24 protein-coding genes and 1 pseudogene are annotated in these 22,766 nt (G+C 65.1%); 16 read left to right on the top strand and 9 right to left on the bottom strand.

From position 1 onward, the window contains the following. Positions 1-84: 84 nt before the first annotated feature. Complete coding sequence (locus VFO25_03885; GenBank protein ID HET9342047.1) at positions 85-1,080, bottom strand: MBL fold metallo-hydrolase; 996 nt, start codon at positions 1,078-1,080, stop codon at positions 85-87. After that, positions 1,073-1,903 (bottom strand): PaaX family transcriptional regulator C-terminal domain-containing protein, encoded by an 831-nt coding sequence (locus tag VFO25_03880; protein HET9342046.1) that lies wholly within the window; start codon positions 1,901-1,903, stop codon positions 1,073-1,075. Before VFO25_03880 ends, VFO25_03885 begins: the two co-directional genes overlap by 8 nt. A 125-nt stretch (positions 1,904-2,028) precedes the next feature. Between VFO25_03880 and VFO25_03875 the strand changes: the two genes are divergently transcribed. The 4 genes from VFO25_03875 to VFO25_03860 all read left to right on the top strand — a co-directional run bounded on the left by VFO25_03875 (position 2,029) and on the right by VFO25_03860 (position 5,826). Beyond that, positions 2,029-3,141 (top strand): Phenylacetic acid catabolic protein, encoded by a 1,113-nt coding sequence (locus VFO25_03875; GenBank protein ID HET9342045.1) that lies wholly within the window; start codon positions 2,029-2,031, stop codon positions 3,139-3,141. Between the two features lie 60 nt (positions 3,142-3,201). Continuing rightward, positions 3,202-4,011 (top strand): enoyl-CoA hydratase/isomerase family protein, encoded by an 810-nt coding sequence (locus VFO25_03870; GenBank protein HET9342044.1) that lies wholly within the window; start codon positions 3,202-3,204, stop codon positions 4,009-4,011. A 154-nt stretch (positions 4,012-4,165) separates the two neighbouring features. Then, complete coding sequence (locus VFO25_03865) at positions 4,166-5,065, top strand: CoA-transferase (protein HET9342043.1); 900 nt, start codon at positions 4,166-4,168, stop codon at positions 5,063-5,065. After that, positions 5,062-5,826: a CoA-transferase gene (locus tag VFO25_03860; GenBank protein HET9342042.1), complete on the top strand. Its 765-nt coding sequence runs from the start codon at positions 5,062-5,064 to the stop codon at positions 5,824-5,826. The genes VFO25_03865 and VFO25_03860 overlap by 4 nt, the downstream gene beginning before the upstream one ends. A 123-nt stretch (positions 5,827-5,949) precedes the next feature. Here VFO25_03860 and VFO25_03855 read toward each other — a convergent pair whose 3' ends face one another. Continuing rightward, positions 5,950-6,588 carry a MarC family protein gene (locus tag VFO25_03855; GenBank protein HET9342041.1) on the bottom strand — a complete coding sequence of 213 codons (639 nt, stop codon included), beginning with the start codon at positions 6,586-6,588 and terminating at the stop codon, positions 5,950-5,952. A gap of 137 nt (positions 6,589-6,725) precedes the next feature. Here VFO25_03855 and VFO25_03850 point away from each other — a divergent pair, with 137 nt between their 5' ends. Together VFO25_03850 and VFO25_03845 are read left to right on the top strand one after the other, a co-directional pair. Then, positions 6,726-7,076, top strand: a complete 351-nt coding sequence (locus tag VFO25_03850) for a carboxypeptidase-like regulatory domain-containing protein (GenBank protein HET9342040.1) — start codon at positions 6,726-6,728, stop codon at positions 7,074-7,076. Between the two features lie 148 nt (positions 7,077-7,224). Continuing rightward, positions 7,225-7,572 carry a hypothetical protein gene (locus VFO25_03845; protein ID HET9342039.1) on the top strand — a complete coding sequence of 116 codons (348 nt, stop codon included), beginning with the start codon at positions 7,225-7,227 and terminating at the stop codon, positions 7,570-7,572. A gap of 10 nt (positions 7,573-7,582) precedes the next feature. Here the strand turns inward: VFO25_03845 and VFO25_03840 are convergent, their stop codons facing one another. The 4 genes from VFO25_03840 to VFO25_03825 all read right to left on the bottom strand — a co-directional run bounded on the left by VFO25_03840 (position 7,583) and on the right by VFO25_03825 (position 14,329). Then, the gene (locus VFO25_03840; GenBank protein ID HET9342038.1) at positions 7,583-10,147 is read right to left on the bottom strand and encodes a diguanylate cyclase; all 2,565 of its coding nucleotides are present in this window, start codon (positions 10,145-10,147) and stop codon (positions 7,583-7,585) included. A gap of 89 nt (positions 10,148-10,236) precedes the next feature. Then, positions 10,237-11,517, bottom strand: coding sequence for a (Fe-S)-binding protein (locus tag VFO25_03835; protein ID HET9342037.1), 1,281 nt, complete (start codon positions 11,515-11,517; stop codon positions 10,237-10,239). Further along, positions 11,514-12,875, bottom strand: a complete 1,362-nt coding sequence (locus VFO25_03830; GenBank protein ID HET9342036.1) for an FAD-binding oxidoreductase — start codon at positions 12,873-12,875, stop codon at positions 11,514-11,516. Before VFO25_03830 ends, VFO25_03835 begins: the two co-directional genes overlap by 4 nt. Beyond that, on the bottom strand, positions 12,872-14,329 hold the full coding sequence (locus tag VFO25_03825) for an FAD-linked oxidase C-terminal domain-containing protein (GenBank protein HET9342035.1): 1,458 nt from the start codon (positions 14,327-14,329) through the stop codon (positions 12,872-12,874). The genes VFO25_03830 and VFO25_03825 overlap by 4 nt, the downstream gene beginning before the upstream one ends. Positions 14,330-14,412: 83 nt before the next feature. Between VFO25_03825 and VFO25_03820 the strand changes: the two genes are divergently transcribed. From VFO25_03820 to VFO25_03805, 4 genes and pseudogenes are all read left to right on the top strand, one after another. Next, positions 14,413-14,733, top strand: a complete 321-nt coding sequence (locus tag VFO25_03820) for a hypothetical protein (protein HET9342034.1) — start codon at positions 14,413-14,415, stop codon at positions 14,731-14,733. Next, on the top strand, positions 14,730-14,870 hold the full coding sequence (locus VFO25_03815; GenBank protein ID HET9342033.1) for a hypothetical protein: 141 nt from the start codon (positions 14,730-14,732) through the stop codon (positions 14,868-14,870). Before VFO25_03820 ends, VFO25_03815 begins: the two co-directional genes overlap by 4 nt. 18 nt (positions 14,871-14,888) lie before the next feature. Beyond that, positions 14,889-15,179 (top strand): annotated as a pseudogene (locus tag VFO25_03810) (peroxiredoxin). A 105-nt stretch (positions 15,180-15,284) separates the two neighbouring features. Continuing rightward, complete coding sequence (locus tag VFO25_03805) at positions 15,285-15,719, top strand: hypothetical protein (protein ID HET9342032.1); 435 nt, start codon at positions 15,285-15,287, stop codon at positions 15,717-15,719. A 1,105-nt stretch (positions 15,720-16,824) separates the two neighbouring features. On the opposite strand, the gene VFO25_03800 is transcribed toward VFO25_03805, so the two are convergent. Next, the gene (locus tag VFO25_03800; protein HET9342031.1) at positions 16,825-17,244 is read right to left on the bottom strand and encodes a molybdenum cofactor biosynthesis protein MoaE; all 420 of its coding nucleotides are present in this window, start codon (positions 17,242-17,244) and stop codon (positions 16,825-16,827) included. Beyond that, positions 17,241-17,486, bottom strand: a complete 246-nt coding sequence (locus VFO25_03795; GenBank protein HET9342030.1) for a MoaD/ThiS family protein — start codon at positions 17,484-17,486, stop codon at positions 17,241-17,243. The genes VFO25_03800 and VFO25_03795 overlap by 4 nt, the downstream gene beginning before the upstream one ends. A gap of 111 nt (positions 17,487-17,597) precedes the next feature. Here VFO25_03795 and VFO25_03790 point away from each other — a divergent pair, with 111 nt between their 5' ends. The 6 genes from VFO25_03790 (at position 17,598) to VFO25_03765 (ending at position 22,564) form a co-directional block, all read left to right on the top strand. After that, entirely contained in the window at positions 17,598-18,212 is a 615-nt protein-coding gene (locus tag VFO25_03790; protein HET9342029.1) for a superoxide dismutase, read from the top strand. Further along, a complete protein-coding gene (locus tag VFO25_03785; GenBank protein ID HET9342028.1) occupies positions 18,212-18,979 on the top strand; it encodes an SDR family oxidoreductase in 768 nt (255 codons plus the stop codon). Before VFO25_03790 ends, VFO25_03785 begins: the two co-directional genes overlap by 1 nt. A gap of 65 nt (positions 18,980-19,044) precedes the next feature. Further along, complete coding sequence (iscX, locus tag VFO25_03780) at positions 19,045-19,251, top strand: Fe-S cluster assembly protein IscX (GenBank protein ID HET9342027.1); 207 nt, start codon at positions 19,045-19,047, stop codon at positions 19,249-19,251. A 43-nt stretch (positions 19,252-19,294) separates the two neighbouring features. Next, entirely contained in the window at positions 19,295-19,993 is a 699-nt protein-coding gene (locus VFO25_03775) for an LON peptidase substrate-binding domain-containing protein (GenBank protein HET9342026.1), read from the top strand. 106 nt (positions 19,994-20,099) lie between these two features. Next, a complete protein-coding gene (locus tag VFO25_03770; GenBank protein ID HET9342025.1) occupies positions 20,100-20,591 on the top strand; it encodes a CoA pyrophosphatase in 492 nt (163 codons plus the stop codon). Beyond that, positions 20,588-22,564, top strand: a complete 1,977-nt coding sequence (locus VFO25_03765; GenBank protein ID HET9342024.1) for an ATP-dependent Clp protease ATP-binding subunit — start codon at positions 20,588-20,590, stop codon at positions 22,562-22,564. Before VFO25_03770 ends, VFO25_03765 begins: the two co-directional genes overlap by 4 nt. Positions 22,565-22,766 lie beyond the last annotated feature (202 nt).

The raw sequence follows: 22,766 nt of genomic DNA, 5'->3' as shown, positions 1-22,766 counted from the left end.
GAGCTTTAGCTCGACCGCCGCGGCCGCTCCACTGCGAGCTCGTCTCCGGTCGAGCTAAAGCTCGACCGCTACAAGATTACCGCGTTAGACCGGCAGTGACGGGTTTGCTGATTCCTCGTGATAGCGGATGACGCCATCGTCGATCGAGGACGATATATCGCCGGCGAGGCGCAGATATTCCAGATGCGCCGCTACTTCGACTAGGGCGAAGCGCGTCTCGTGTGAGTTCAACCGATCGCCCCAGAAGTGAGCGACGACGTCGGCCGAGCACGCACCATCCGGCTTCGCGACGACGCAATCCCAGACGCCTTGCAATCGCTCCCGGTGATGGAGGACGAGCTGGTGGATCCGGTCGGGCAGCGCCGAGTAAGGCATGCCGTGCGCCGGGTACACCGTGTAGTCCCCGAGACGCTCGAAGCGCGCGAAGCTCTTGAGATAGTCGTCGAGCGGGTTCGGCCGGCACTCCGGGTAAAGCCCGATGTTCGGCGTGATCGTCGGCAGCAGATGATCGCCGGCGAAGATCACCCGAGCGTCGTCGTCGACGAGGACGTAGTGGAAGTCGCTGTGGCCGGGCGTCCAGACGACGCGGACGGCGCGGTCTCCGAGGCGCACGAAATCGCGGTCGTCGAGCGTCGCGAAGCGATCGGGCAGGCTTACCGCTTTGCGCAGCTTCGCAGCCGCTTCGGTGACGCTCGACGCGCTCGCCTCGTCAAGGCCGTGAGAGCAAAAGTAGCCGATCCAGCGATCGAGCGGCTGCGCACTCCAGATATAGCGCGCGCGCGGCTCTTCGTCGCGCATGAGATGGATCGTCGCACCATTCTTGCCGTGCATCCCGGACAGTCCGATGTGGTCGGGGTGCATGTGCGTCACGTAGACGTCGCGGATCGCGGCCGGATCGACGCCGATCGTTTCGAGCGCTGCGGAGAACGCGGTGCGTGAATCCGGCGTGTCGATGCCTGTGTCGACGAGCGCCCAACCGTCTTTGCCTTGCACGAGATAGACATTGATGCTCCGCAGCCGGAAAGGCAGCGGCAGATCGATGCGCCACACATCCGGCGCGAGCCGTTCGACGTCAGACAAAGTCGGGCCGCGCGATCGCATCGAAGAAACGGAAGGCGCCGGCTCGGAGCAAGCGATTGTGGGCTCCGAAGATCGCTCGGGCGCGCGTGCCGGGCCATCTCGCGGGCAGCAGCCGCGGCGGAAGGTCGGGATCGATGAAGGGGAAGCGGCGGAAGTCGTGCGTCAGCGCGAAGCGCGTGACGAAAGCTTGAGAGTCCTCGAGGTCGCCTTTTCGCGCAAGCTTTGCATCGCGCTTGTAGAGCGGCTCGTAGTGCTGCACGAACGCGTCGTAGCGCGCGGCGACGTCCTTGAGATCCCAGCATTGGCCGACGAGATCGGCCTGCTCTCCCGGGCCGACGAGCTTGGCCGAGAACACGCGTGCGTATGAGTGGACGCCGCGCTTCCGTAGCAGCGCGATCGTCTCCGGCGCGACGTCGCGCGCGCTCACGTACGTGCCGCCGCCCATCGCGCCGAAGCCGAGCCATGCGAGCTGCCTGCGGATGCGGTCGCGCTCGGCGCGCTTCGACTCGGGAATCGTGTACGTGAGCATGCACCACGCCCCATCCCACGCACGGCTTCGACGCTCGTAGATGCGCTCGGTCCCTTCCTCGATGAGACTTCGGCCGGAAGCGGATAGGCCGTAGCGCGAGCGCCCGCCATCGCGCCGAGAGGCGATCCACCCCTCCCGAGCGAGGCGTGCGACCGCCGAGCGAACCGCGGCTTCCGAAAGCCCGAGCGCCCCGCCGGCGTGGACGAGCCCGGCGAGCGGCACGTCGCGCCTGCGCGGATGCGCGTAGTCGCCGAAAAGCGTGAAGAGCATCGAACGCGGACGCAGCGCGGTCATGCTCGGCGGGCGTTTTGCTATGCGGGCGGGACGTTGCGTCATGTCGGCGAACCTGGTAGAATACCGTGTGTCGAAATCGAGACGGTCGTGAGAATATTAACACAAACTAGCGGAGGCTCCTAGCGATGGCGCGGATTCGGACTTTCGAAGACTGGGTCGAGGTCTGCCGGCAGTGGCAGAAAGAGATCGATGTCGACCCCGAGGTCTTCGAGCGCGTCCTCGGCGGTTACCAGCTCGAGGCGAAGTACGGCGAGCTCAAGAGCGACGAGATCGAGTTCGGTGAGTTCGCCGGTGGCCGCAAGTGGGAAAAGGTGCTCGAGATCCCCGACCAGCGCATGCGCGACGCGGTCCTCAACATGATAATCTATCAAGGCGACACCGAATTCGCTTCGAACGAGCAGCAGAAGCTGCTGCTGCGCGAGGCACCGTCGGAATACGACCTCTACTCGATCTGCCGCGTCTTCATCGAAGAGACGCGCCACGGCTATCAGATGTGCCATCTGCTCATCAACCATTTCGGCAACGACGGGCGCATCGAAGCGGAGAAGATGCTCCAGCGCCGCGCCGATCAAGGCACGCGTCTGCTCAACGCGTTCAACACGCCGGTCAAGCACTGGCTCGACCTGTTCGCCTATCAGAACTACATGGACCGCGACGGCAAGTACCAGCTGCAGATGCTCTCGCACAGCGGTTTTTCACCGCTCTCCCGCAGCATGGGTCCGATGCTTCGCGAAGAGTCGTTCCATCTCGGTACGGGCGTGACGGGTCTCAAGCGCGTCGCGAAGGCCGGCGTCATTCCGATAGACATCCAGCAGAAGTTCCACAACAAGTGGCTGTCGGGATCGCTCGATCTCTTCGGCAACGATCACTCGTCGAGCGCCGTGTGGGCATACCTTTGGGGCATCAAAGGCCGGCCCGAGGAAGATAAAGAGAAAAGCCCGGCCAACGTCGAGCTGCTCAACGACTACGCGCGCCGCGGATACTACGAGGAATGCCGCAAGATCCTCGATCAGATCAACACGATCATACCCGGCGAAGAGAAGCTCTACATGCCCGACATCCGCTTCAACCGCAAGATCGGCGAGTTCGCCGGCAAGCGGCACGCGGTCGACGGCCGCATCCTCGATAGCGACGAATACGAGAAACACATCGCTGCCGTGCTGCCCGGCCCCGATGACGAGGCGGCGCTCGCCGAGATAATGAAGCGCAACGACTGGGTCGCCCCCAAAGCGGCTTGATATGTAGCGGTCGAGCTTTAGCTCGACCGGCCGGGCGAAGCTCGGCAAAAGGAGATCACCGTGGCTACCACCATCGCGGAAAAGACGCTCGTCAAGTACGAGAAGCAAGGCGGCATCGCCATCATCACGCTCGACGATCCGCCGGCGAATACGTACACGCACGAGATGATGCGCCAGCTCGACGACGCGATCCTGAAGGCGCGCTTCGACAAAGAGGCGCAGGTCATCGTCCTCACCGGAGCCGGCGAGAAGTTCTTCTGCGCCGGCGCGAACATCGGCATGCTCCAGCAAGTCGATCCGACGTTCAAGTATTACTTCTGCCTGCACGCCAATGAGACGCTGACGCGCCTCGAGCAGACGCCGAAGCTCGTCATCGCCGCGCTCAACGGCCATACGGTCGGCGGCGGCCTCGAGATCGCGATGGCCTGCGACATCCGCCTTGCGCGGCGCAACGCAGGCAAGATCGGACTACCCGAAGTCGCGTTGGGAGTTCTGCCGGGCACCGGCGGCACGCAGCGACTGGCACGGCTCGTCGGCAAGGCGAAGGCGATCGAGCTCATGGTTACCGGCCGCACCTTCTCGTTCGAGGAAGCGCAAGAGTACGGCATGGTCACCGAGATCTACGACGGTGACGGCGCTAGCTTCATGAGCGACGTCATGACGTACGCGAAACAGTTCACGACGCCGAACAAAGCGGCGAAGGCGGTCGGCAACATCAAGCGCGCCGTGCAGTCGGGCGCCGAGGTGCCGTTCTCCGAGGCGCTGGCGATCGAACGCGAATTGCAACAGCTCCTCTTCCAGAGCAAGGATGCGAAGGAAGGCCTCAATTCGTACGTCGACAAGAAGATGGCCAAGTTCACCGGCGAGTGATTGGGCGATCGATCGAAAACGAAAAATGGACTTAGAGGATGGAGCGGTCGACCTTAACGGTCGACCGCCGCGGTCTTACAAGCTAATAGGGAGCGGTCGAGATTTATCTCCACCGCCGCGGCCTCACTGAATGGCCTCGAGCAAGATATTGACGATGCGCGAGGCCATCTCGCGCTACGTCGGCGACGGCGATTCCGTCGCGATGGGTCTCGCGCTCGAGGCGCTCATCCCGTTTGCGGCAGGGCATGAGATCATCCGTCAACGACGACGCGACCTGACGCTCATCGGCCCGATCTCCGACATCCTTTTCGACCAACTCATCGGCGCCGGCTGCGTCGCTCGCGTCATCGCCGCGTGGATCGGCAACGTCAGCGCGGGTCTCGGCTACAACTATCGGCGCGCAGCCGAAAGCGGCGTGCCGAACCCGATCGAGATCGTCGACCATTCGAACTTCTCGATATCTCTCGGTTTGAACGCGGGCGCGCTCGGCGTACCCTACCTTCCGACCCGCACCTTGCTCGGAAGCGATATCGCAAAAGAAGGCGGCCCGTTCAAGCGCGGCGCGTCGCCGTTCGGGGACGAGCAGCTGCTCTTCGTGCCCGCCATCGTGCCGGACGTGACGATCCTCAATGTCCAGCGCGCATCGGCAGACGGCGGCTGTCATGCGTGGGGCAACCTGGGCGTCAGCGCCGAGGCCGCGCTAGCCGGCAAGCGCGTCATCGTCGTCGCCGAGGAGATCGTCGACCGGTCGGTCATCACGAGCGATCCGAATCGCGTGCTCGTCCCTCCGCATCGCGTCACCGCGGTCGTGCACGAGCCCGGCGGCGCGCATCCGTCGTCGGTCCAAGGCTATTATGGCCGCGATCATGCGTACTACGGCGAGTATCACACTGCGACGAAAACCGCCGCTGGCACCGATGCGTGGCTCGATCGATGGGTGCACGACGTCGAAGGCCGCGATCGCTTCCTCGAATCGCTCGGCGCAGATCGTTGGCGATCGCTCGCCGTTCGCGGCAACTGCCCCGCCGCGCCGGTTAATTACAGCGCGACATGACTAACCAGAGCTATTCGCCGGCCGAGCTCATGGTCGTCGCGGGCTCGCGAGAGATCGGTGACGGCGACGTCGTTTTCGTGGGCATGCGTCTGCCGCTGATCGCGTTCGCGCTCGCCAAGCGGATGCACGCGCCGAACGCTGTCGGCTTTTTCGAGAACGGCGTCATCCGCGACCGCCCGTCCGAGTCGCTTCTCTACACGATGGGCGATCCGCCGAACATCGAGGGCGCGTCGATGTGCTGCAGCATGTCGACTGTGATGGGCTTGCTCCAAAAAGGCGAGGTCGATCTCGGCTACATCGGCGGCGCGGAAGTCGACCGTTTCGGCAACATCAACACGTCGTATGCCGGCCGCGACGGCAAGGAATTCGTCAAGTTGCCGGGCAGCGGGGGCGCAGCGGACATCGCGTCACTCGCGAAGCGCTTCGTCGTCATCGTCGACCACAATTCGCGCCGACTGGTCGAGCGGGTCGCGTATGTGACCTCACCCGGAAATGGTGACGGGGCCGGTTGGCGCGAGCGTCAGGGTCTTCCGCGCGGCGGCCCGAGCGCGATCATCACGACGATGGCCGTACTGCGCTTCGGCGACGACGGTCTGGCGTACGTCGCGTCGATCCATCCCGGCGTCAGCGCCGACGACATCCGCGCGAACACGGGCTGGCCTGTCCGATTCGCGCCGGATTGCTCGACGACGTCGGAGCCGTCAGAAAAAGAGCTGCGCGTCATCCGCTCCATCGACCCGACCGGCTTCTGGACCCGCTAGCCTTAGATATTGTAGCGGTCGAGCTTTAGCTCGACCGGAGACACGCTCGCAGTTGAGGCCGCGGCGGTCGAGATAAATCTCGACCGCTCCCTTGGCCCTTTGCGAAGAGCGGTCGATCGAGTGTTAAAAAGCGGCGTGGAAGAGCGGGGATTGGCTCAGACCGTTGAGGATGAACTGCACAGCAAGCGCCGACAATATGATGCCGAGCAACCGCGTGACGACGTGGATGCCGGTCTTGCCGAAGAAGCGTGAGATCTTGTCGGCTCCGCGCATCGTGAGCCACGTAGTGAAAAGCGCGAGGGCGTAGGAGACGAAAACGGTGACGACTTTGACCGGATCGCCGTGCGCGAGATTGAGCAGCAGCAATACGGTCGTGATCGTCCCCGGCCCGGCGATCATGGGGATCGCGAGGGGGAAAACCGCGACGTTCTCGTTGAGGATCGCCTCCTGTTCCTCTTCGTCGGTCTTGCGCGTGCCCGACGGGCGAGCGAAGAGATAGTCGATCGAGATGAGCAGCAGCAGGATGCCGCCCGCGATCGAGAACGCGGGCAGCGTGATGCCGAGATACGTCAGCACCCCGCGGCCGATGAGACCCATGAAGAGGATGACGCAAGCGGCGACGATGACCGCACGGTCGATAGTCCTACGTCGCACGTCCGGCGGCGCGCCGGCGGTCACCGTTAGGGAATATGGCACCATGCCGATAGGGTCGATGATCGTGAACGCAGTCGCGATCGCGGTGATCGCGAAATGAACATCCATGCCCGGTCGTTAGGCGGACTTGCGACCCTGACCCGCCGTGAAAGTCCCATGTCCGGAGGTCATGGTGAGGCTGCCCCACATGCGAAGAGGACGTTCGGACGCGAGGGCCCGGCGCATCGGCCGCGAACGCGAATGACATGCGGCGCTTGACCCTCGTCGCGGTCGCAGCGATGACCGCGGCGGCGCTAGCCGGATGCAACATTCTCCAGGCGCACCCGAATCCGACGGCGCCGACGGGGACGCTGCAAGGCGTTGTCACAAGTCCAAGCGGGCCCGTCGCGAACGCGCAGATCCTGGTGACGGCGTCGGACGCTACGCAACACGCCGGTCTTTCGAACGGCGACGGATATTATTCGATCGCCGCCTTGCCGCTCGGCCCGGCGACGTATACTGTTCGAGCGTCCGGCTTTTCAGAGGTCGACGGAAACCTCGTGATCGCGCCCGATCCCGGAGGTACACGACAGGACGTAAGCCTTAATCCCCAGTGACCATGGTCAGGCCGAGGCGGTCGAGATAAATCTCGACCGCTCCCCGGGTGCGCAGGGTCACGAAACGACGGGACGTCAGCAGCGCCCGTTGGGGCAAGACAGAACAGCCGCCGATAACGTTATCATCTAACGGTGGCAAGAACGGAAAATGAACGACGAACTGAACGAGCTGGTCCTTTCCTACAACGACGCGGTCGAGCGCTTCAACCTGGCGCGTCTTGAATACGCGATGATGTTCGACGGCTTCGCGATCCCCCCGGTCGCGCGCACGATGCCGCGCGAAGGGATCGAGTTGGCGGACAGACACCGCCCGGCCACGCTATCGGTACAAGCAGTACGGGATTTCTTCGAAGACATCTTCGACGGCGACATCCCGGCCGACACGCGCAGCAACGCCTACGGCTCGCTGCACGGCGCGTCGCTCGAACTGACGCGGCGCTTCTTCCAGGTCTCGCTCACGCGCATGGGCATCTCGTGCCGGGAAATGCTCGACTAACGAGCTCTCGTCACCCTCGCATCATCGCGGCGAACGCTTCCACCATCGACGGACAGAACTGAGTCCCGGCGCAACGACGCAGCTCGGCGACGGCGTCTTCGACGCTTCGTCCCTTGTGATACGGCCGATCGATCGTCATCGCGGAAAATGCGTCGAGCAAAGTGACGATACGCGCCGACAACGGGATCGCCGAACCGGCGAGGCCATACGGGTAACCCTGACCATCGAACCGTTCGTGGTGATGCCGCACAGCGACCGCCGCGTCGGCGAAGCCGGGGATATGCTCGATGAGCGTCGCGCCGAGCACCGGATGACGGCGCACGAGGGCACGCTCTTCGGGCGTCAGTTTGCCGGGCTTGCGAAGCACCGAATCCGGGATCGCGATCTTGCCGATATCGTGAAGCACGCTTGCGAGCAGCAGCGTATCGCGCTCGGCCGAACTGAGTCCCAGCGCCGTCGCAAACCCTGACGCGAGCCGATTGACGTGCTCGAGATGGCTGCGCGTCGCAGGATCGCGTGCGAGCAGCGCCGCGAGCAGCTCCGCCACCGCCGAGAAATCGCCTTCGAGGCGCAGCTGCGTGTTGCCGACGCGCTGTAAGCGCGACATCGGAAGCCCCTGGCGTTTGCTTTGATAGAGCGCCGCGTCCGCCTTGGCGACGAGCTCGGCCGCGGTCGTGCCGTCGCGCGGATGCGTCGCGAGGCCGATCGAGCAATGAAGCGGGATCGCTTCGCCTTCGCCAGGCCGCAGCTGCTGTGCGGCGAGCTCGGCTTCGATGCGCTCGGCCACGTTGATCGCTTGATCCGGGGCCGTGTCTGGCAGGACGATCATGAATTCGTCGCCGCCGTAGCGGCCGATGATATCGGTCGCGCGGCACGCCTTGTGCAGCACGGCCGTGACGACGCGAAGCGCCTCGTCGCCGACGAGGTGGCCGTAGGTGTCGTTGACGAGCTTGAAGTTGTCGAGGTCGAGCATGATGACCGCGATCGACTCCGTCGAACCGCGAGCCCGGTTCAGCTCCTCTTCGAGCCGCGTCTTGAGATAGCGGTGATGGTAGACGTTGGTCAGCGGGTCGCGATCAGCACGGTTGCGGGCTTCGCGGAAGAGCTGCGCGTTCTGTACGGCAAGCGCCATCTGCTCGCCGATCGCAGTCAACAGCCGGATGCTCGAGTCGTCGTAGGCGCCGTCCATATACGACTGCGCCGTCATGACGCCGATGCATCTGTCGCCCAGACGCAAGGGCGCCATCGCGACGGACCTTAGCGACTTGTCGTCCTGGTGCAAGTAGCGGTGCGGCGTCCGATCGAGATCCGATCGCGTCTGGAGGACGATCGGCTCGTTCTGCTCGATGACGCGCTTCGCGATCGAATTCTCGAGCGAGTAGTCGGCGAACTCGAACTCCGTGTCGTCTTGGACGCAGTACTCGATGCGCATCGTATCGGTGCCGTCGACCCGCAGCGCGACCATGAACACCGGCGCGTCCATGACGCGGCGCGCCTCGCGGCAGACGGTCTTGCACAGCTCGCGCAGCGACAGCTCGGTCGAGAGCGCCCGCGAGACTTCCGCGAGCAGCGTCAGCTCGCGTGCGAGCTGTGCGCTGCTGCTCAGATGCTGCGAGTTCTCGACCGCGATCGCCGCTTGCTCCGCGATCGCCGCGAGCAGATCGCGTTCGCGTTCGGTATACGCATTCGGCCGGAGCGACTGGACGGAGATGACGCCGATCGTACGGTTCTCGACGCGCATCGGCACGACGAGCGCGCTCTGCGTCTCTGCGCCCTCACCTCGGATGACGCTCGGATACGCATCGAAATCGGCCAGCGTCTTGACGATGAGCGGCCGGCCTTCGCGGAACACGTGACCGGTGAGCGATGCTTCGATGGGTAGGCTGCCGCCTACGGGCATGCGATCGTCGCCGTCCATACCGAACGGGATCGTCATCTGCCCGGTCTCCCACGAGCCGAGCGCGACGAAGAACGACGTCGCGTCCATGATCGGCTTGATGAGCTCGTGGAAGCGCTCGAAGAGATCTTCGAGATCGCGCTCGCTCGCGAGCGCGCGCGCGGTCTTCAGCAGCAGCCGGATGTCTTCGGTGCGCGCCAACGCTTCGTCGGCCGAAGTCGCCGCACCGACGACGAGCGCAGCGACGCCGGCGGCTCCCGAAACCCACTCGATCTCGGCGTCGTCGAGCGGCCGTAAAGTCTTCAGCGCGACGTAGCCGATCCCGCGTCCTTCCGACCGCAACGGCACGACGAACCGCCCGTTCGTGCCTTGTCGCCACGCGTCGCTCGACGAGAGCAGAGCGAACGCATCGACCGCGGTGATGATGGGATCGAAATCGCTGCCATCGTCGGCGCGTGAGTAGCGGGTGATGAAGCCGGCGCCGGCGCCGTCGAGCTGACAGACGCTGAGATCGCAGTGTCCGACCTCGCGTCGCAGCGCTGCGTGAAGGTGCTTGAAAAATTCGTCGTGGCCCGCGGTCGAAGCGACGCGGATGAGCGACGCGAGCGGCGGCGGCTTAGAGCGCGGCGTCGATGGCGCCGGAGGGGCCGGCTGCAGATGCGGAACTCGCGAAGGCAACGTCCGGTATTCCCTCAGCGCGACGAGTGTTGCGAAGGTATAATGAAGTTATCGGCAGTGGCGGCTGGTCGTGGCGGCGAGGAGGCTGCCTAAAAGGCCGTCCCTCGGGACGAGTGACGTATCGCCTCGTCGACAAGCTCGACGACATGACGGACGCGGACGCCGCGCTGTGCGAGTGCGGGCGCGAGCTGAAGGTGACAGCCTGGGTTCGTCACCGCGACCGTGTCGGCACCGGTCTGCGCGATCTTCGCAAGCTTTTCGTCGAGAACGCGCTGCGACATAGCCGGGTGGGTGAGCGAATATACGCCGGCTGCGCCGCAACAGCGGTCTGCGTCAGGCAGCTCGATGAATTCGATCCCCGGCATGGCCCGCAGCAGCGCCCGCGGCGCCTGACGGACCTTCTGTCCGTGCGCGAGATGGCAGGCGTCTTGATACGTGACGCGGCGCGCGGAGGGCGCGCGGTCCATGATCACGCCGATCCGATCGAGGTACTCGGTCGCGTCGACGATCTTAGCGGCGAACGCGGCGGCGCGATCGGCGAATGCGGGCTCGCCTTCGAGAGGCTGGCCGTACGACTTCATGTGCGCGCCGCAACCCGCCGAATCGACGACGATCGCCTCGGCGTCCGAGCGCTCGAACGCTTCGATATTGCGACGGGCCATGGCAAGCGCTCGCCGCCGCTCGCCGGCGTGCACGTTGAGCGCGCCGCAACACCACTGACCGGAAGGCGCGACGACATCGCAACCGCACGAACGCAGGACGCGGACGAGCGCTTCGTTGACGCCGCCGAAAAGCGACTCCATGATGCAGCCGGTGAAAAGCGCGACGCGAGCGCGTCGTTCGCCGATCGCTTTCGCGTGCGCAGACAACCGGCCACTGCCGACCGGGGTATCGATCGACGCCATCGCGAGTGCGCGCCGCGCGCCGCCCGACATCGGAAGCGACCGCAGCAGACGCGCGAGCGTCGGCATGTGGCGCAAGACTTTCGCCGGCATCATCATCGCGCCGAACAGCGCTCGCGATGGAAGGATGCGCTCGAACATGAGCGAGCGGAACGTCCGCCAGCCGCCGCGCTCCGGCGCGATCGTACCGGCGCGTTCGACTTCACCGCGGCCGAATTCGAGGAGATCGCCGAAGGGCACACCCGACGGACACGCGGTCTCGCACGCGCGGCAGCCGAGACACGCGTAGAGATGCTCGGCCATCGCTGCATCCGGCCGCTCCCCTCCCGCGATGCGCTCGACGATCTCGACGCGTCCACGCGGCGAGTCCGCCTCGAGTCGCCAGTCGCGATACGTCGGGCACGCTTGTTGGCAAAGTCCGCAGCGCGTGCACGTGCCGATGCCGTGCGGCTGTGCCGGTGCAGTCATACGCCGCCCGGCAGCCGGCCTGGATCGAGCGTCCCAGCAGGATCGAGGGCGGCTTTGACCGCTCTGAACAAACGCGTCGGTGCCGACGGCGCCGTGACGTACGGCGGGAGCGACGATGGCGGCCCCGACAAGACGATCGCGCTCCAACCGGCGCGCGTGTAAGCTCGATGAAGCGGCTCCACATGCGGCGCCTCACCGTTCGCGCCGGCCGGCGGAGCAAGATCCGAAACCGGGATATGCGCGTACACGATGCCCGATGCGGGTTGTGCGCTCAGTTCGGCGGCCGGCCATCGGTTTCGAGCGTCGGCGATCGCGGCGGGCGTGTCGGTGGGCAGCGACGTCGTCTTCAGAACGACAAAGCGCTGAGCGTCGAACGGCGCTCCGCCCGACAGTTCGCGTATGTCGCTCCACGCGCGTGGCGTCGCCACGTGATCGAGGATGTCAACGGAGTCCGCGCCTGTCGCTTCGCACGCTTTCGTGAGGTCGGAGACCTGTCGCGCCACCGACCGCCTGTTTCCGCCGCAGCGGATGAGCAGCAGCCAAGAGCCGGTCGACGCGTGGGCGAGCAACGCGCCGACGCGGCGGGCGCACGCGTCGTCGACCAGAACGATCGCCATGGGGAAGAGCGGCGAGGTCGCGACCGCGCGCGCGATCGCCGATGCGCTCACCGCGCTGCGGAATCGTGCGACGACGACGTTCTCCGTCTCCGGAAGCGGAGCGACTTTCAGCGTCGCTTCGGCGATGACGCCGAGGGTGCCGAACGAACCCGAAATGAGCTTGTGCGAATCGTAACCCGCGACGCTCTTGACCACGCGAGCTCCGGTGCGGACGAGCGCGCCGTCGGGCGTCGCGATCAGCGCGCCGAGGATCTGTTCGCGCAATGCGCCGTAGCGCAGGCGCAGGGCCCCGTGCGCGTTGGAAGCGATCGTGCCGCCGACGGTCGATGACGCCGCGAACGGTGCGTCGCACGGCCAGAACTGTCCGCGCGCGCGTAACAAGGCTTCGACCTTGACGAGCGGCGTGCCGCCGCCGACCGTGACGGTGAGATCTTCCGGGGCGTGCTCGACGACGGTGTCGAGCGCGGACGTGTCGAGGACGACCTCGACTGTGCGCGGCGGCGGCTGGCGATGCGACTTCGTACCCGCTCCGCGGACGACGACGATTGCACCCTCTGCGGTCGCCGCTTCGAGAGCAAGAGCGGTCTCTTTCGCATCGCGGGGCAGCGCGACGGATTTTGGCGTCACACCCGAGACCGGATAACGGGCGCAATCGCCGGGCAATACTCGGAGCCGCTCGCCTAGCGCGTCGCGCAAGCTCAAGTCGAACGGGATCGAGCGGAGGACTTTCGTGCGCTTCAAAACGGTTCGCCGGCCAGAGCGGCAGTTCGGTCGTCGAGCGCTCCCGACTTCGCGGTGCGCGCCGACTCGCCGCAGCGGCGGCCAGTCGGGAATATCTTGCCGGGATTGCAGCGATCGTCGGGATTGAACGCGCTCTTGAGTCGATCCATGAACGAGAGATCTTCGGGCGTGAACTGGAGCGGCATGCAATCGCGCTTCTCGAGCCCGATGCCATGCTCGCCCGAGATGCTGCCGCCGCGCGCGACGCACGCTTGCAAGATGTCCGCTCCCGCCGCGAGCGCGCGATCGAACTCGCCGTCCTTTTGTTTGTCGAAAAGGATGAGCGGGTGGAGGTTGCCGTCGCCGGCATGGAAGACGTTGGCGATCCTCAAGCCGTATTTCGCGCTCGCCGCCGCGACGTCGCGCAACATCGCGGGCAGCTGCGATCGCGGGATGACGCCGTCCTGGACGTAATAGTCCGGGCTGATGCGGCCCATCGCGCCGAAAGCGCTCTTGCGGCCCTTCCATAGAAGGTCGCGCTGAGCGCCATCCTTTGCGACGCGTACCTCGCGCGCGCCGTTCTCGCGACAGATCGATGCGACCGTATCGACCGTCTGCTCGAGCCCGTCGCTCAGGCCCTCGATGTCGATGAGGAGCAACGCCGCGGCGTCGGTCGGCAGCCCCGCGCCGACATCCGCTTCGACCGCCGCCGTAGCGAGGGCATCCATCATCTCGAGCGCACCGGGGACGATGCCGCGGGCGATGATCGCCGAGACCGCCGCGGTCGCCGCATCGGTCGAATCGAAGACCCCGAGCAGCGTCTGCACCGACTCCGGGATAGGCGATAACGCGAGCACGGCCTGCGTCGCGATGCCGAGCGTGCCTTCCGACCCGATGAAAACACCGGCGAGATCATAGCCCGGCGTGTCGATCGTCTTTCCGCCGAGCCACTCGATGTCGCCGTCGGGTGTGACGACCCGGATCCCGAGGACATGAGCTGAGGTGACGCCGTATGCGAGGCAATGTAGGCCGCCGGAATTCTCTGCGATGTTGCCGCCGATCGTGCATGCTGCCATGCTCGAAGGATCGGGCACGTATCGCAGACCGTGCGGCCGCGCCGCAGCCGAGACGTCCGCGTTGACGACGCCCGGCTCGACGAGCGCGATCCGGTTCGGCGCATCGATCTCGAGGATGCGACACAGGCGCGCGGTCGAAATGACGATAGCGTCGCCGGCGGCGATCGCGCCGCCCGACAAGCCCGTGCCCGCGCCGCGCGGCACGAAGCGCGTGTCGCGTTCGCGGCATGCGCGGACGACCGCGGCGACTTCTTCAGTGGATCCGGGAAGCACGACCGCGAGCGGAAGCGACCGGTCGACGCCACCGTCGTAGGCGTACGCGCGGATCTCTTGCGGCGTCGTCAGCGCATGACGGCGGCCGACGATCGCTTCGAGAGCAGCCGCAAAGCGCACGTCCATCGGCGCTTGCTTCGCCCGCGCCTCGACCGGGCCCCGGTCTAAAGACAAGGACGCAACGCCGGTTGCGCGAACTCGCGCCCGTCATGCCGGTTCAGATCGAACGCGTCGACTACACGCCGAGGAAAGACGTCTACTATCCGGGCGAGGTGCTCTACGTGAGCCTGTCATTCGCCAAGCCGTTCGTCGGCGAGTGTGAGATCGGGCTTGCAGCGGCCGGCGGCGAGCTCGTACGCCGCACGACTTGCCGCCAAAGCTCGACGCGCCTGTACGAGGGACAGGTCTACATCCACGACGACCAGGTCGGCTCGTGCGTTCTCAAGGCGGCGCTGACGCCGGTGGCGGGCCAGCCGACGACGGTCGACACCGGCGATCGGATCTTCCAAGTCCGCAGGGTCATACCGTGAGCACGAACGTCAAGGTCGGCGAACCGATGATCGCGGTCGCCGGCGAGACGCCGGAAGGGCCGCTCGATCTTGCCGACTTTCGCGGTAAGAAACATGTCGTGCTTTGGTCGTATCCGAAAGACGACACGCCTGGCTGAACGGTCGAAGCCGTAGAGTTCAGTCAGCGGTCCGCTGACTTCGACAAGGCCGGCGCAGCGCTCGTCGGAATCTCCAAGGATACGGTCGAATCGCACCGCCGTTTCGCGGCGAAGCACGATTTAAAAGTTCACCTTCTCGCCGATCCGAACGCCGAGATATTGAAGCGACTCGGCATCGCCGGCCCGCTCGGGTTCGCCAACCGGACGACGTTCGTGATCGACGACACGGGCATCGTGCGCCACGTGTTCGAGAACGTCTCAGCGCGCGGCCATGCGGCGCAGGTTCTGACGATCGTCGAGGCGCTCTGATGGCCGCTTTTCGTGGATTAAGGGAGCAGAAGGAGTGCGTCGAGGACCGACGAACGGCGCGCATCGCTATCGACCGTAAGGGCATGATGACATCGGAGGCTTGAGATGAGAGGTAAGCCGAAAAAGCGCGCAGCGAAGCGTACGAAAACGCCCCGCAAGCGGGCAGCGAGCAAGCCGAAGTCGTCCGCGAAGAAGCGGCCGGCGGCCAAGCGAGCAGCGACGAAGAAACGAGTCTCCGCGCGCAAGCCGAAACGGGCTGCGAAGAAGGCCGCGACGAAGCGCGCAGCTCCGAAACGGCCCGCCAAGAAGCCGACGGCCTCTGCGCCGGCCGAACCGCGCCCGGCTCCGGCGGCTCGCCCTGCGGCGGCTCCGCGGCAGCCGAAACGTGAAGAAGCGCCGTCCGACAAGAGCCGGCTCGAAAACGAGAACCCGGACTCGATCCTCCAAGTCGAAGATTATGAGGAAGAGGAAGAGTACGAGGACGGCTTCGGCGACGAGGAAGAAGAGTTCCAGGCCGAAGAGGGCGACGACGACTTCTAAGCCTGGCGTTAACGTTAGTCTTGTAGCGGTCGAGCTTTGGCTCGACCGCCGCGCTCTTTACGGGGCATGGAGAAAGGGGAGCGGTCGAGATTTATCTCGACCGCCGCGGTCTTTACGGGGCATGGAGAAATGGGAGCGGTCGAGATTTATCTCGACCGCCGCGATCTTTACGGGGCATTGAGAAAGGGGAGCGGTCGAGATTTATCTCGACCGCCGCGGTCTTACACGAATCTTGTTCAGTGCGGCAGTGCCCGAACGACCTCACCTCCATATGTGAGATAACGGCCAGCCCATTTGCCGGTTGGTATCTTCTGCCAGACACACCCGTTGGTCAGGGTAGGGAGTAGATCTCTGTCGCGTCTAGGATTCGCTCGCCTGTCGAGATGCAGGCATGGAAGGCCGAGCACGAGCGATCGTGCGCCTTCGAAGCCGTTGAACATGCGAATCGAGTCGAGCCACATATAGTCGCCGAGGAAGACCGGCGGGTCGAACGTCTCCTCTCTTACCAGTTTCACAGCATTCCCAGCTACTGCCCCTTGGGGATTCGTCGTGACAGCCGCGCTCAGACGAGGTGCGGGTACCAGACTCGGCTCAGGATCTGGTACATCGCCCGGAAAAGCAATCATCTCAGCGTTCTGGGTCAGCCACAAGCCCGCTCGGTCGCCGCGAAAGATCTTTTGCGCTTCCCACGAGCAGCCTAGGTTCGCAGTCGGCGGACTCCCAGGCAACGGCCTCACGTGGATCACGAGGCGAATGCAGGGGACCCTCATAACAAGTGACGGAGCGCCATCGAAGCCGGAGAATATTCGAATCGAGTCGATGAACTCGTCAGGTCGCAACGCGATCGGAGGGTCGAAGGTCTCGGTCTTGACGAGGGACGCGATATCACCGCTAGTTGAGACCGGTGCAACGGTGGAATCTGCGGCGCTTTCGTTTGCTGCCGCGTGACATGCCGTTAGGCTCATCACGGCAGCGGCCGCAATGGCAGGGATAGCGATTCTCAACCCGTGCATCCGCGCCCTCTCCTTCATAGGGATAGGTCGCGGCGGTCGAGATAAATCTCGACCGCTCCCCATCCAGGTTGTATGTCTCGAAGATTCCATCGCTATGGGCGGTCTTCGACCCACACGGCGCCGTCGGGTGAGTGCTCTTTCTTCCATATAGGTGCGATCTGCTTGAGGCGGTCGATCGCATAGCGGCAAGCGTCAAAGGCGGGCGAGCGATGCGCCGCGCTCACCGCGACGACGACGCTGACCTCTCCGACTTCGAGCGTGCCGACGCGATGGTGGATCGCGACGTCGATGACGCCGCCGCGCGAGCGGATCTCATCCGCGATCTGCACGAACACTCCCTCAGCCATTTCCGGATACGCTTCGTACTCGAGCTTCGTCACATCGCGGCCGCGCGAGTTCGCGCGGACGCGGCCGACGAACGTCACGATCGCGCCGGCGCCATCCCGATAGAGCACCGATGCGACGGCTTGTTCGTCGAGCGGCTCGCTCGTCAACAGGAAGTGCGCGCTCATCCGCCTGCGACCGGCGGAAGGATCGCGACTTCGTCACCGTCGCTCAGCGGTGCGTCGCCGCGTACGTGCGCGCGGTTAAGCGCGAAGGCCGTCGACGCAGCGCTTTGCACGATCTTGGGGAACGATCCGCAAACGCGCGCATACGCATCCGACACCGTCGCGCCGTCGGGGAGATCGGCGATGTATGAGCTCGTTCCAGCCGCCTCGCGGTGCGCGGCGAACAATCGGACGGTGACCCGCATGCGGGTCGACGTACGCCGGGCTAGGACTTGACCCCTCGCTGTCCGTAACATCTAGCCCTTGCAAACTGCTGGCGTCTATCACATACCCGAAATGAAGCGAGGTCATCCGTAATGGCGCATGAACTTCCGAAACTTCCTTACGCGTACGACGCGCTCGAGCCGCACATCGACAAGGAGACGATGACGCTCCACCACGACAAGCATCATCAGGCGTACGTCACCAATCTCAACGCGGCCATCGAAAAGCATCCCGAGCTCGGATCGAAGAGCGCGCTCGATCTCATCAAAGACCTGTCGAAAGTGCCGGACGACATCAAAGCGGCGGTCCGCAACAACGGCGGCGGCCACGTCAACCATACGATGTTCTGGGCGATCATGGGCCCAGGCAAGGGCGGCGCACCGACCGGACGGATCGGCGAAGCGATCGCGTCGACCTTCGGCGACTTCGAGACGTTCAAGAAGTCGTTCAACGAAGCCGGCACCAAGCAGTTCGGCAGCGGTTGGGTGTGGCTCGTGAAAACGTCCGCCGGAAAGCTCGAGATCGCGAGCACGCCGAACCAAGACAATCCGATCTCGTCGGGCAACGCGCCGATCTTCGGCAACGACGTCTGGGAGCACGCGTACTACTTGAAATACCAGAACCGCCGCGCCGATTATCTCGGTGCGTGGTGGAACGTCGTCAACTGGGATGAGATCAACAAGCGGCTCGACGAGGCTGGGCGCTGATGGCGCTGCTGTCGGGGAAGACCGCACTCGTCTCCGGCATCGCAAACCGTTGGAGCATCGCGTACGCCATCACTCGCGCCTTCCACGCACACGGCGCGAATCTCATCCTGACGTACGAAGGCGAGCGGACGAAGGACGAGGTCGAGAAGATGGCCGCCGAGTGCGGCGGGGTCGCGACGATGTGCGACGTCTCGAAGGACGAGAGCCTCGCGGCGCTGCGCGACTTCATTGAGAAACGGGGCGTGAAACTCGACGCGCTCGTCCACAGCATCGCGTTCGCGCGCAAGGAAGAGCTCGGCGGCAAGTTCTACGCGACGTCGCGCGACGGGTTCGCCCTCGCGCTCGACGTCAGCGCGTACTCGCTCGTCGCGCTCTGCCGCGTGCTCGTGCCGGTGTTCGCGACGAACGCATCGGTCATGACGATGACCTATCTCGGTTCGGTGCGCGCGGTCTCGAACTACAACGTGATGGGCGTCGCGAAAGCGGCGCTCGAAGCGTCCGTGCGATATCTCTCCGTCGATCTCGGCGAGAACAGCATCCGCGTCAACGCGATATCCGCAGGACCGATCAAGACCGCGTCGGCGCGCGCCGTCAGCGGCTTCACGAGTATCCTCGGCGATGTCGCAGCGAAATCGCCGCTGCGTCGCAACGCGGTCGCCGACGATGTCGCGAACGCTGCGGTGTTCTTGGCAAGCGATCTCTCGACTGCGATAACCGGCCACGTCTTGTACGTCGACGCGGGATACCACATCGTCGGCATCTCTTAAAGGTCACGAGTGCGCGGACGCCCAAATTGGGGGTCCGCTCGGGAAGCGGGGGAAGGTTGTAGCTCATGGGCCTCACGTGGCAGGATATCGAGGACATCGGCTTCGAGCTGGCACAGGCTCATCCGGACGAAGACCCGGCGCAAGTCGCGTTGCCGGAACTGCTTCGCCTTGTCACCGAACTCGACGACTTCGAGGACGACCCCGAGCGCGCCGATGAAAAGACCCTCGAGCGCATAGCAGGCGCATGGCGCGAGGAATTCGCGGCTCGCTGACGCCGCGCTGATCCGCGGCGCATCACACGCGGCCGCAACGACGATGCAATCCCACACCGAACTCGATCTTTTCCCCCTGAGCGCCGTGCTCGTACCCGGCGGCAGCATCCGTTTGCACGTCTTCGAGGAACGATACAAGACGATGATCGGCTCGTGCATCGAGCGCGACGCGCCGTTCGGCGTCGTCCTTGATCAAGCGGGCAACGAAGTCGTCGACGATCTCGACCCGGCGACCGTCGGAACGGTCGCGCACATCGTCGAGGTGCGCAAACTCTCCGAGGGACGGCTATATATCGTCGCGCGCGGCCTACAGCGCTTCCGCGTCGATCGATTCGTCAAGACGAAACCATTTTGGACCGCGCGGGTATCATATCTCGAAGAGCCGATAGGACCCGTCGGTGCGGCGGTCAGGCTGCGCGCCGCCGCGCTCGAGAGTTTCCGCGACTACCTCCAAGCGCTGCTCCAGCTCTCGGGCCGCGAACTCGAGGCGGTGCAACTGCCGGACGATCCGGCCGTCTCTTCCTTCCTCATCGCCGACGCGATGCAGGTGGACGTAGTCGCGAAGCAATCCCTGCTCGAGTCGTCGTCGGCGGCCGAGCGGCTCGATCTCGAGCTGAGGTTGCTCGACGAGGAGACACGGCGGCTGCGCGCTTCGAACGCGTCGAAGGCGGACCACGAAAGCGATGACGGCGACGATGATGAGCGGCGCAAGGCCTTTACGGTACGGATCTCGCTCAACTGACCGGCTGCTAGACGCCTCGACTTCGATCGAGACGCTCCAGCAGCGTCTTGCCGCTCGTTCGCGAGTCGAGTATCACGACGCCGGCGCACGACGCGCAGCCGTTCTCGTGCCGATCATATCAGCACCCGCTGGTCTGCAACTCGCGTGCTTCGAGCGCACGCACGAGGTCATCGATCACAAAGGCGAGATCTGTCTGCCCGGCGGGTCCATAGAGACCGCCGATCGCGACGTCGTCGACGCGGCCCTGCGCGAAGCGCGTGAGGAACTCGGCATCGATCCGGCTTCCGTCCGCGTCCTCGGTTTGCTCGACGACGTCCACACTTTCGTTTCCAATTACATTATCACGCCGGTCGCAGGCTTCATCGGCTCCGAGCCCGAGGTCGTTTGCGATCCGCTCGAGGTCGCTCGACCGATCACCGTTCCGCTCGCGACACTGTTGTCGCAAGGCGTCGAGTCGTACGAGCTGCGCGGTCCCGACGGAACGTCGCGCACGATCTATGCGTATCATGTCGGCGAAGATCGCATCTGGGGCGCGACCGCACGCATCATCCACGGTTTGTTGACGCTTTGGTTCGGAGAGGACGACCCGACGAGATGAAGACGTTATGCGCGCGCTGCAATGCGAAGCCGGCGACGGGCACGAGTATCGCGCTTCGAGGGGGACGCGCCGTCGCTGAGCCGCTCTGCGATTCGTGCAGGGCGGCCGCGGATCGGACACGGGCGGTCATCGCGAGCGGCGCCGCACTCGCCGCTTTTGGCGCGGCGGCTCTAGCGGCAGCCTTCGCCGCCCGCCGAAACGCCGAGCAGCCTGACGCGCCGCAAACGCGTTCTTCGGGCGGCCCTGTCGCAGTCGCCGCGGCTTATCGGACGCCGACACTCAACTCGGTCTCGCGCGACCTCACGCAGCTCGCCGCTGAAGGGCGCCTCGACCCCGTGATCGGTCGCGCGCCCGAGATCGAGCGTGTCGTGCGCATCCTCGCGCGAAGGACGAAGAACAATCCCGTGCTCATCGGCGACGCCGGCGTCGGCAAGACCGCAATCGTCGAAGGACTCGCGCTGCGTATCGTGAGCGGTGACGTCCCCCGAACGCTGCTCGGCCGGCGCATCGTCGCACTCTCGCCCGCCGTGCTCGTCGCCGGCACGAAGTATCGCGGCGAGTTCGAAGCGCGTCTCGGTCGCGTGCTCGAAGAATTGAAGCGCTTCCCGGACGACGTCATCCTCTTCATCGACGAGCTGCATACGCTCGTCGGCGCCGGCAGCGCCGAAGGCTCGACCGTCGACGCCGCCAACATGCTCAAGCCGGCGCTTGCGCGCGGCGATCTCCGGTGCATTGGTGCCACCACCTTCGATGACTACCGTCGTCACATCGAGCATGATGCAGCGCTCGAGCGCCGCTTCCAGCCCGTCATCGTCGAGGAGCCGACGCAGTCCGATTGCCGCTCGATGCTCGAAGGCTTGCGACCGCGCTACGAGCGCCATCATCGCGTGCAGATCGAGGACGGCGCGCTCGTCGCGGCGGTGCGGCTCTCCGCACGCTTCATCCCTGAGCGCCGCCTGCCCGATAAGGCGTTCGACCTCCTCGACGAAGCTGCCGCGATGGTCGCGATGCGCGGCGGCACGAACGTCACCGCCGACGACATCGCCCGCATCGTCTCCGGTTGGACAGGCGTACCCGTGGAGACGATGAGCGCCGATCAGGCGGCCGGCTTGCTGGATATGGAAGATCGGCTGCGGCGGCGCATTGTCGGACAAGAACCGGCGCTGCGCGCGATCGCGGAATGCGTGCGTCAATCGCGCGCCGGTTTGCGGCGCGAGCGCGGACCCGCCGGGTCGCTCTTGTTCGCCGGTCCGTCGGGCGTCGGGAAGACCGAACTCGCGCGAGCGACCGCCGAGGTGCTCTTCGGCTCCGACGATGCGCTCTTGCGCTTCGACATGTCGGAGTTCGGTAGCGCCGCGTCCGTGGCGCGGCTCATCGGATCACCGCCGGGCTACGCCGGATCGGATCGCGCCGGCGAGCTGACCGAGGCCGTCAGACGGCGTCCGTATTCTGTCGTCCTTTTCGATGATGTCGACCGCGCCGACTCCGCGGTTCTCGATCTGCTGCTCCAAATGCTCGACGACGGCCGTTTGACGGACGCGTCGGGCCGGCTCGCGGATTTCCGCAACGCGTTCGTCATCCTCACGATGAATCTCGCCGCCGACGCCGACCCGTCATCGATCGGCGTGCTGCTGTCGCCGGAGATCGTGAATCGCCTCGACGATGCCGTGATCTTCTCACCACTCGGCCTTACCGAACTGCGTGCGATCGCGGTGCGCGAGGTAGCGCCGCTCGTCGCCGCGTCGGCCGCGCAAGGCATCGAGCTGCGCGTGGCGGATTCGGCGATCGATGCGCTCGCGCGCGAAGCGGACGATCCGCGCCAAGGCGCGCGCCAGCTTCGGCGAATCGTCGAGAAGCGGCTGCGAGCGCCGCTCTCGAAGGCGCTGCTCGCGGGCACCGCGTCACGCGGTCAGAGCTTGACGGCGCAAGCCGATGCGAACGGCGAGATCGCCATCGTCCGAGAGACCATCTAGCAAAAAGAATAAGAGAGCGGCCGAGATTTATCTCGACCGCCGCGGCCTTACGGGAAGAAAAGGGAGCGGTCGAGATTTATCGGCGCTTCAGGCTTTCTGGTGGCTCGGCGATAGGTCGAGGCCGCCGCAATGGAAGTAGATGGCCTGGGCAAAGCGTGCTTCGTTTCGGAAGCCGCGGGCCTGGTATTTGACCCATTGGATC

It is taken from the genome of Candidatus Eremiobacteraceae bacterium (genome assembly GCA_035710745.1).
Taxonomy (GTDB): Bacteria; Vulcanimicrobiota; Vulcanimicrobiia; order Eremiobacterales; family Eremiobacteraceae; genus JANWLL01.
This window is presented reverse-complemented; position numbering and strand designations above follow the sequence as displayed.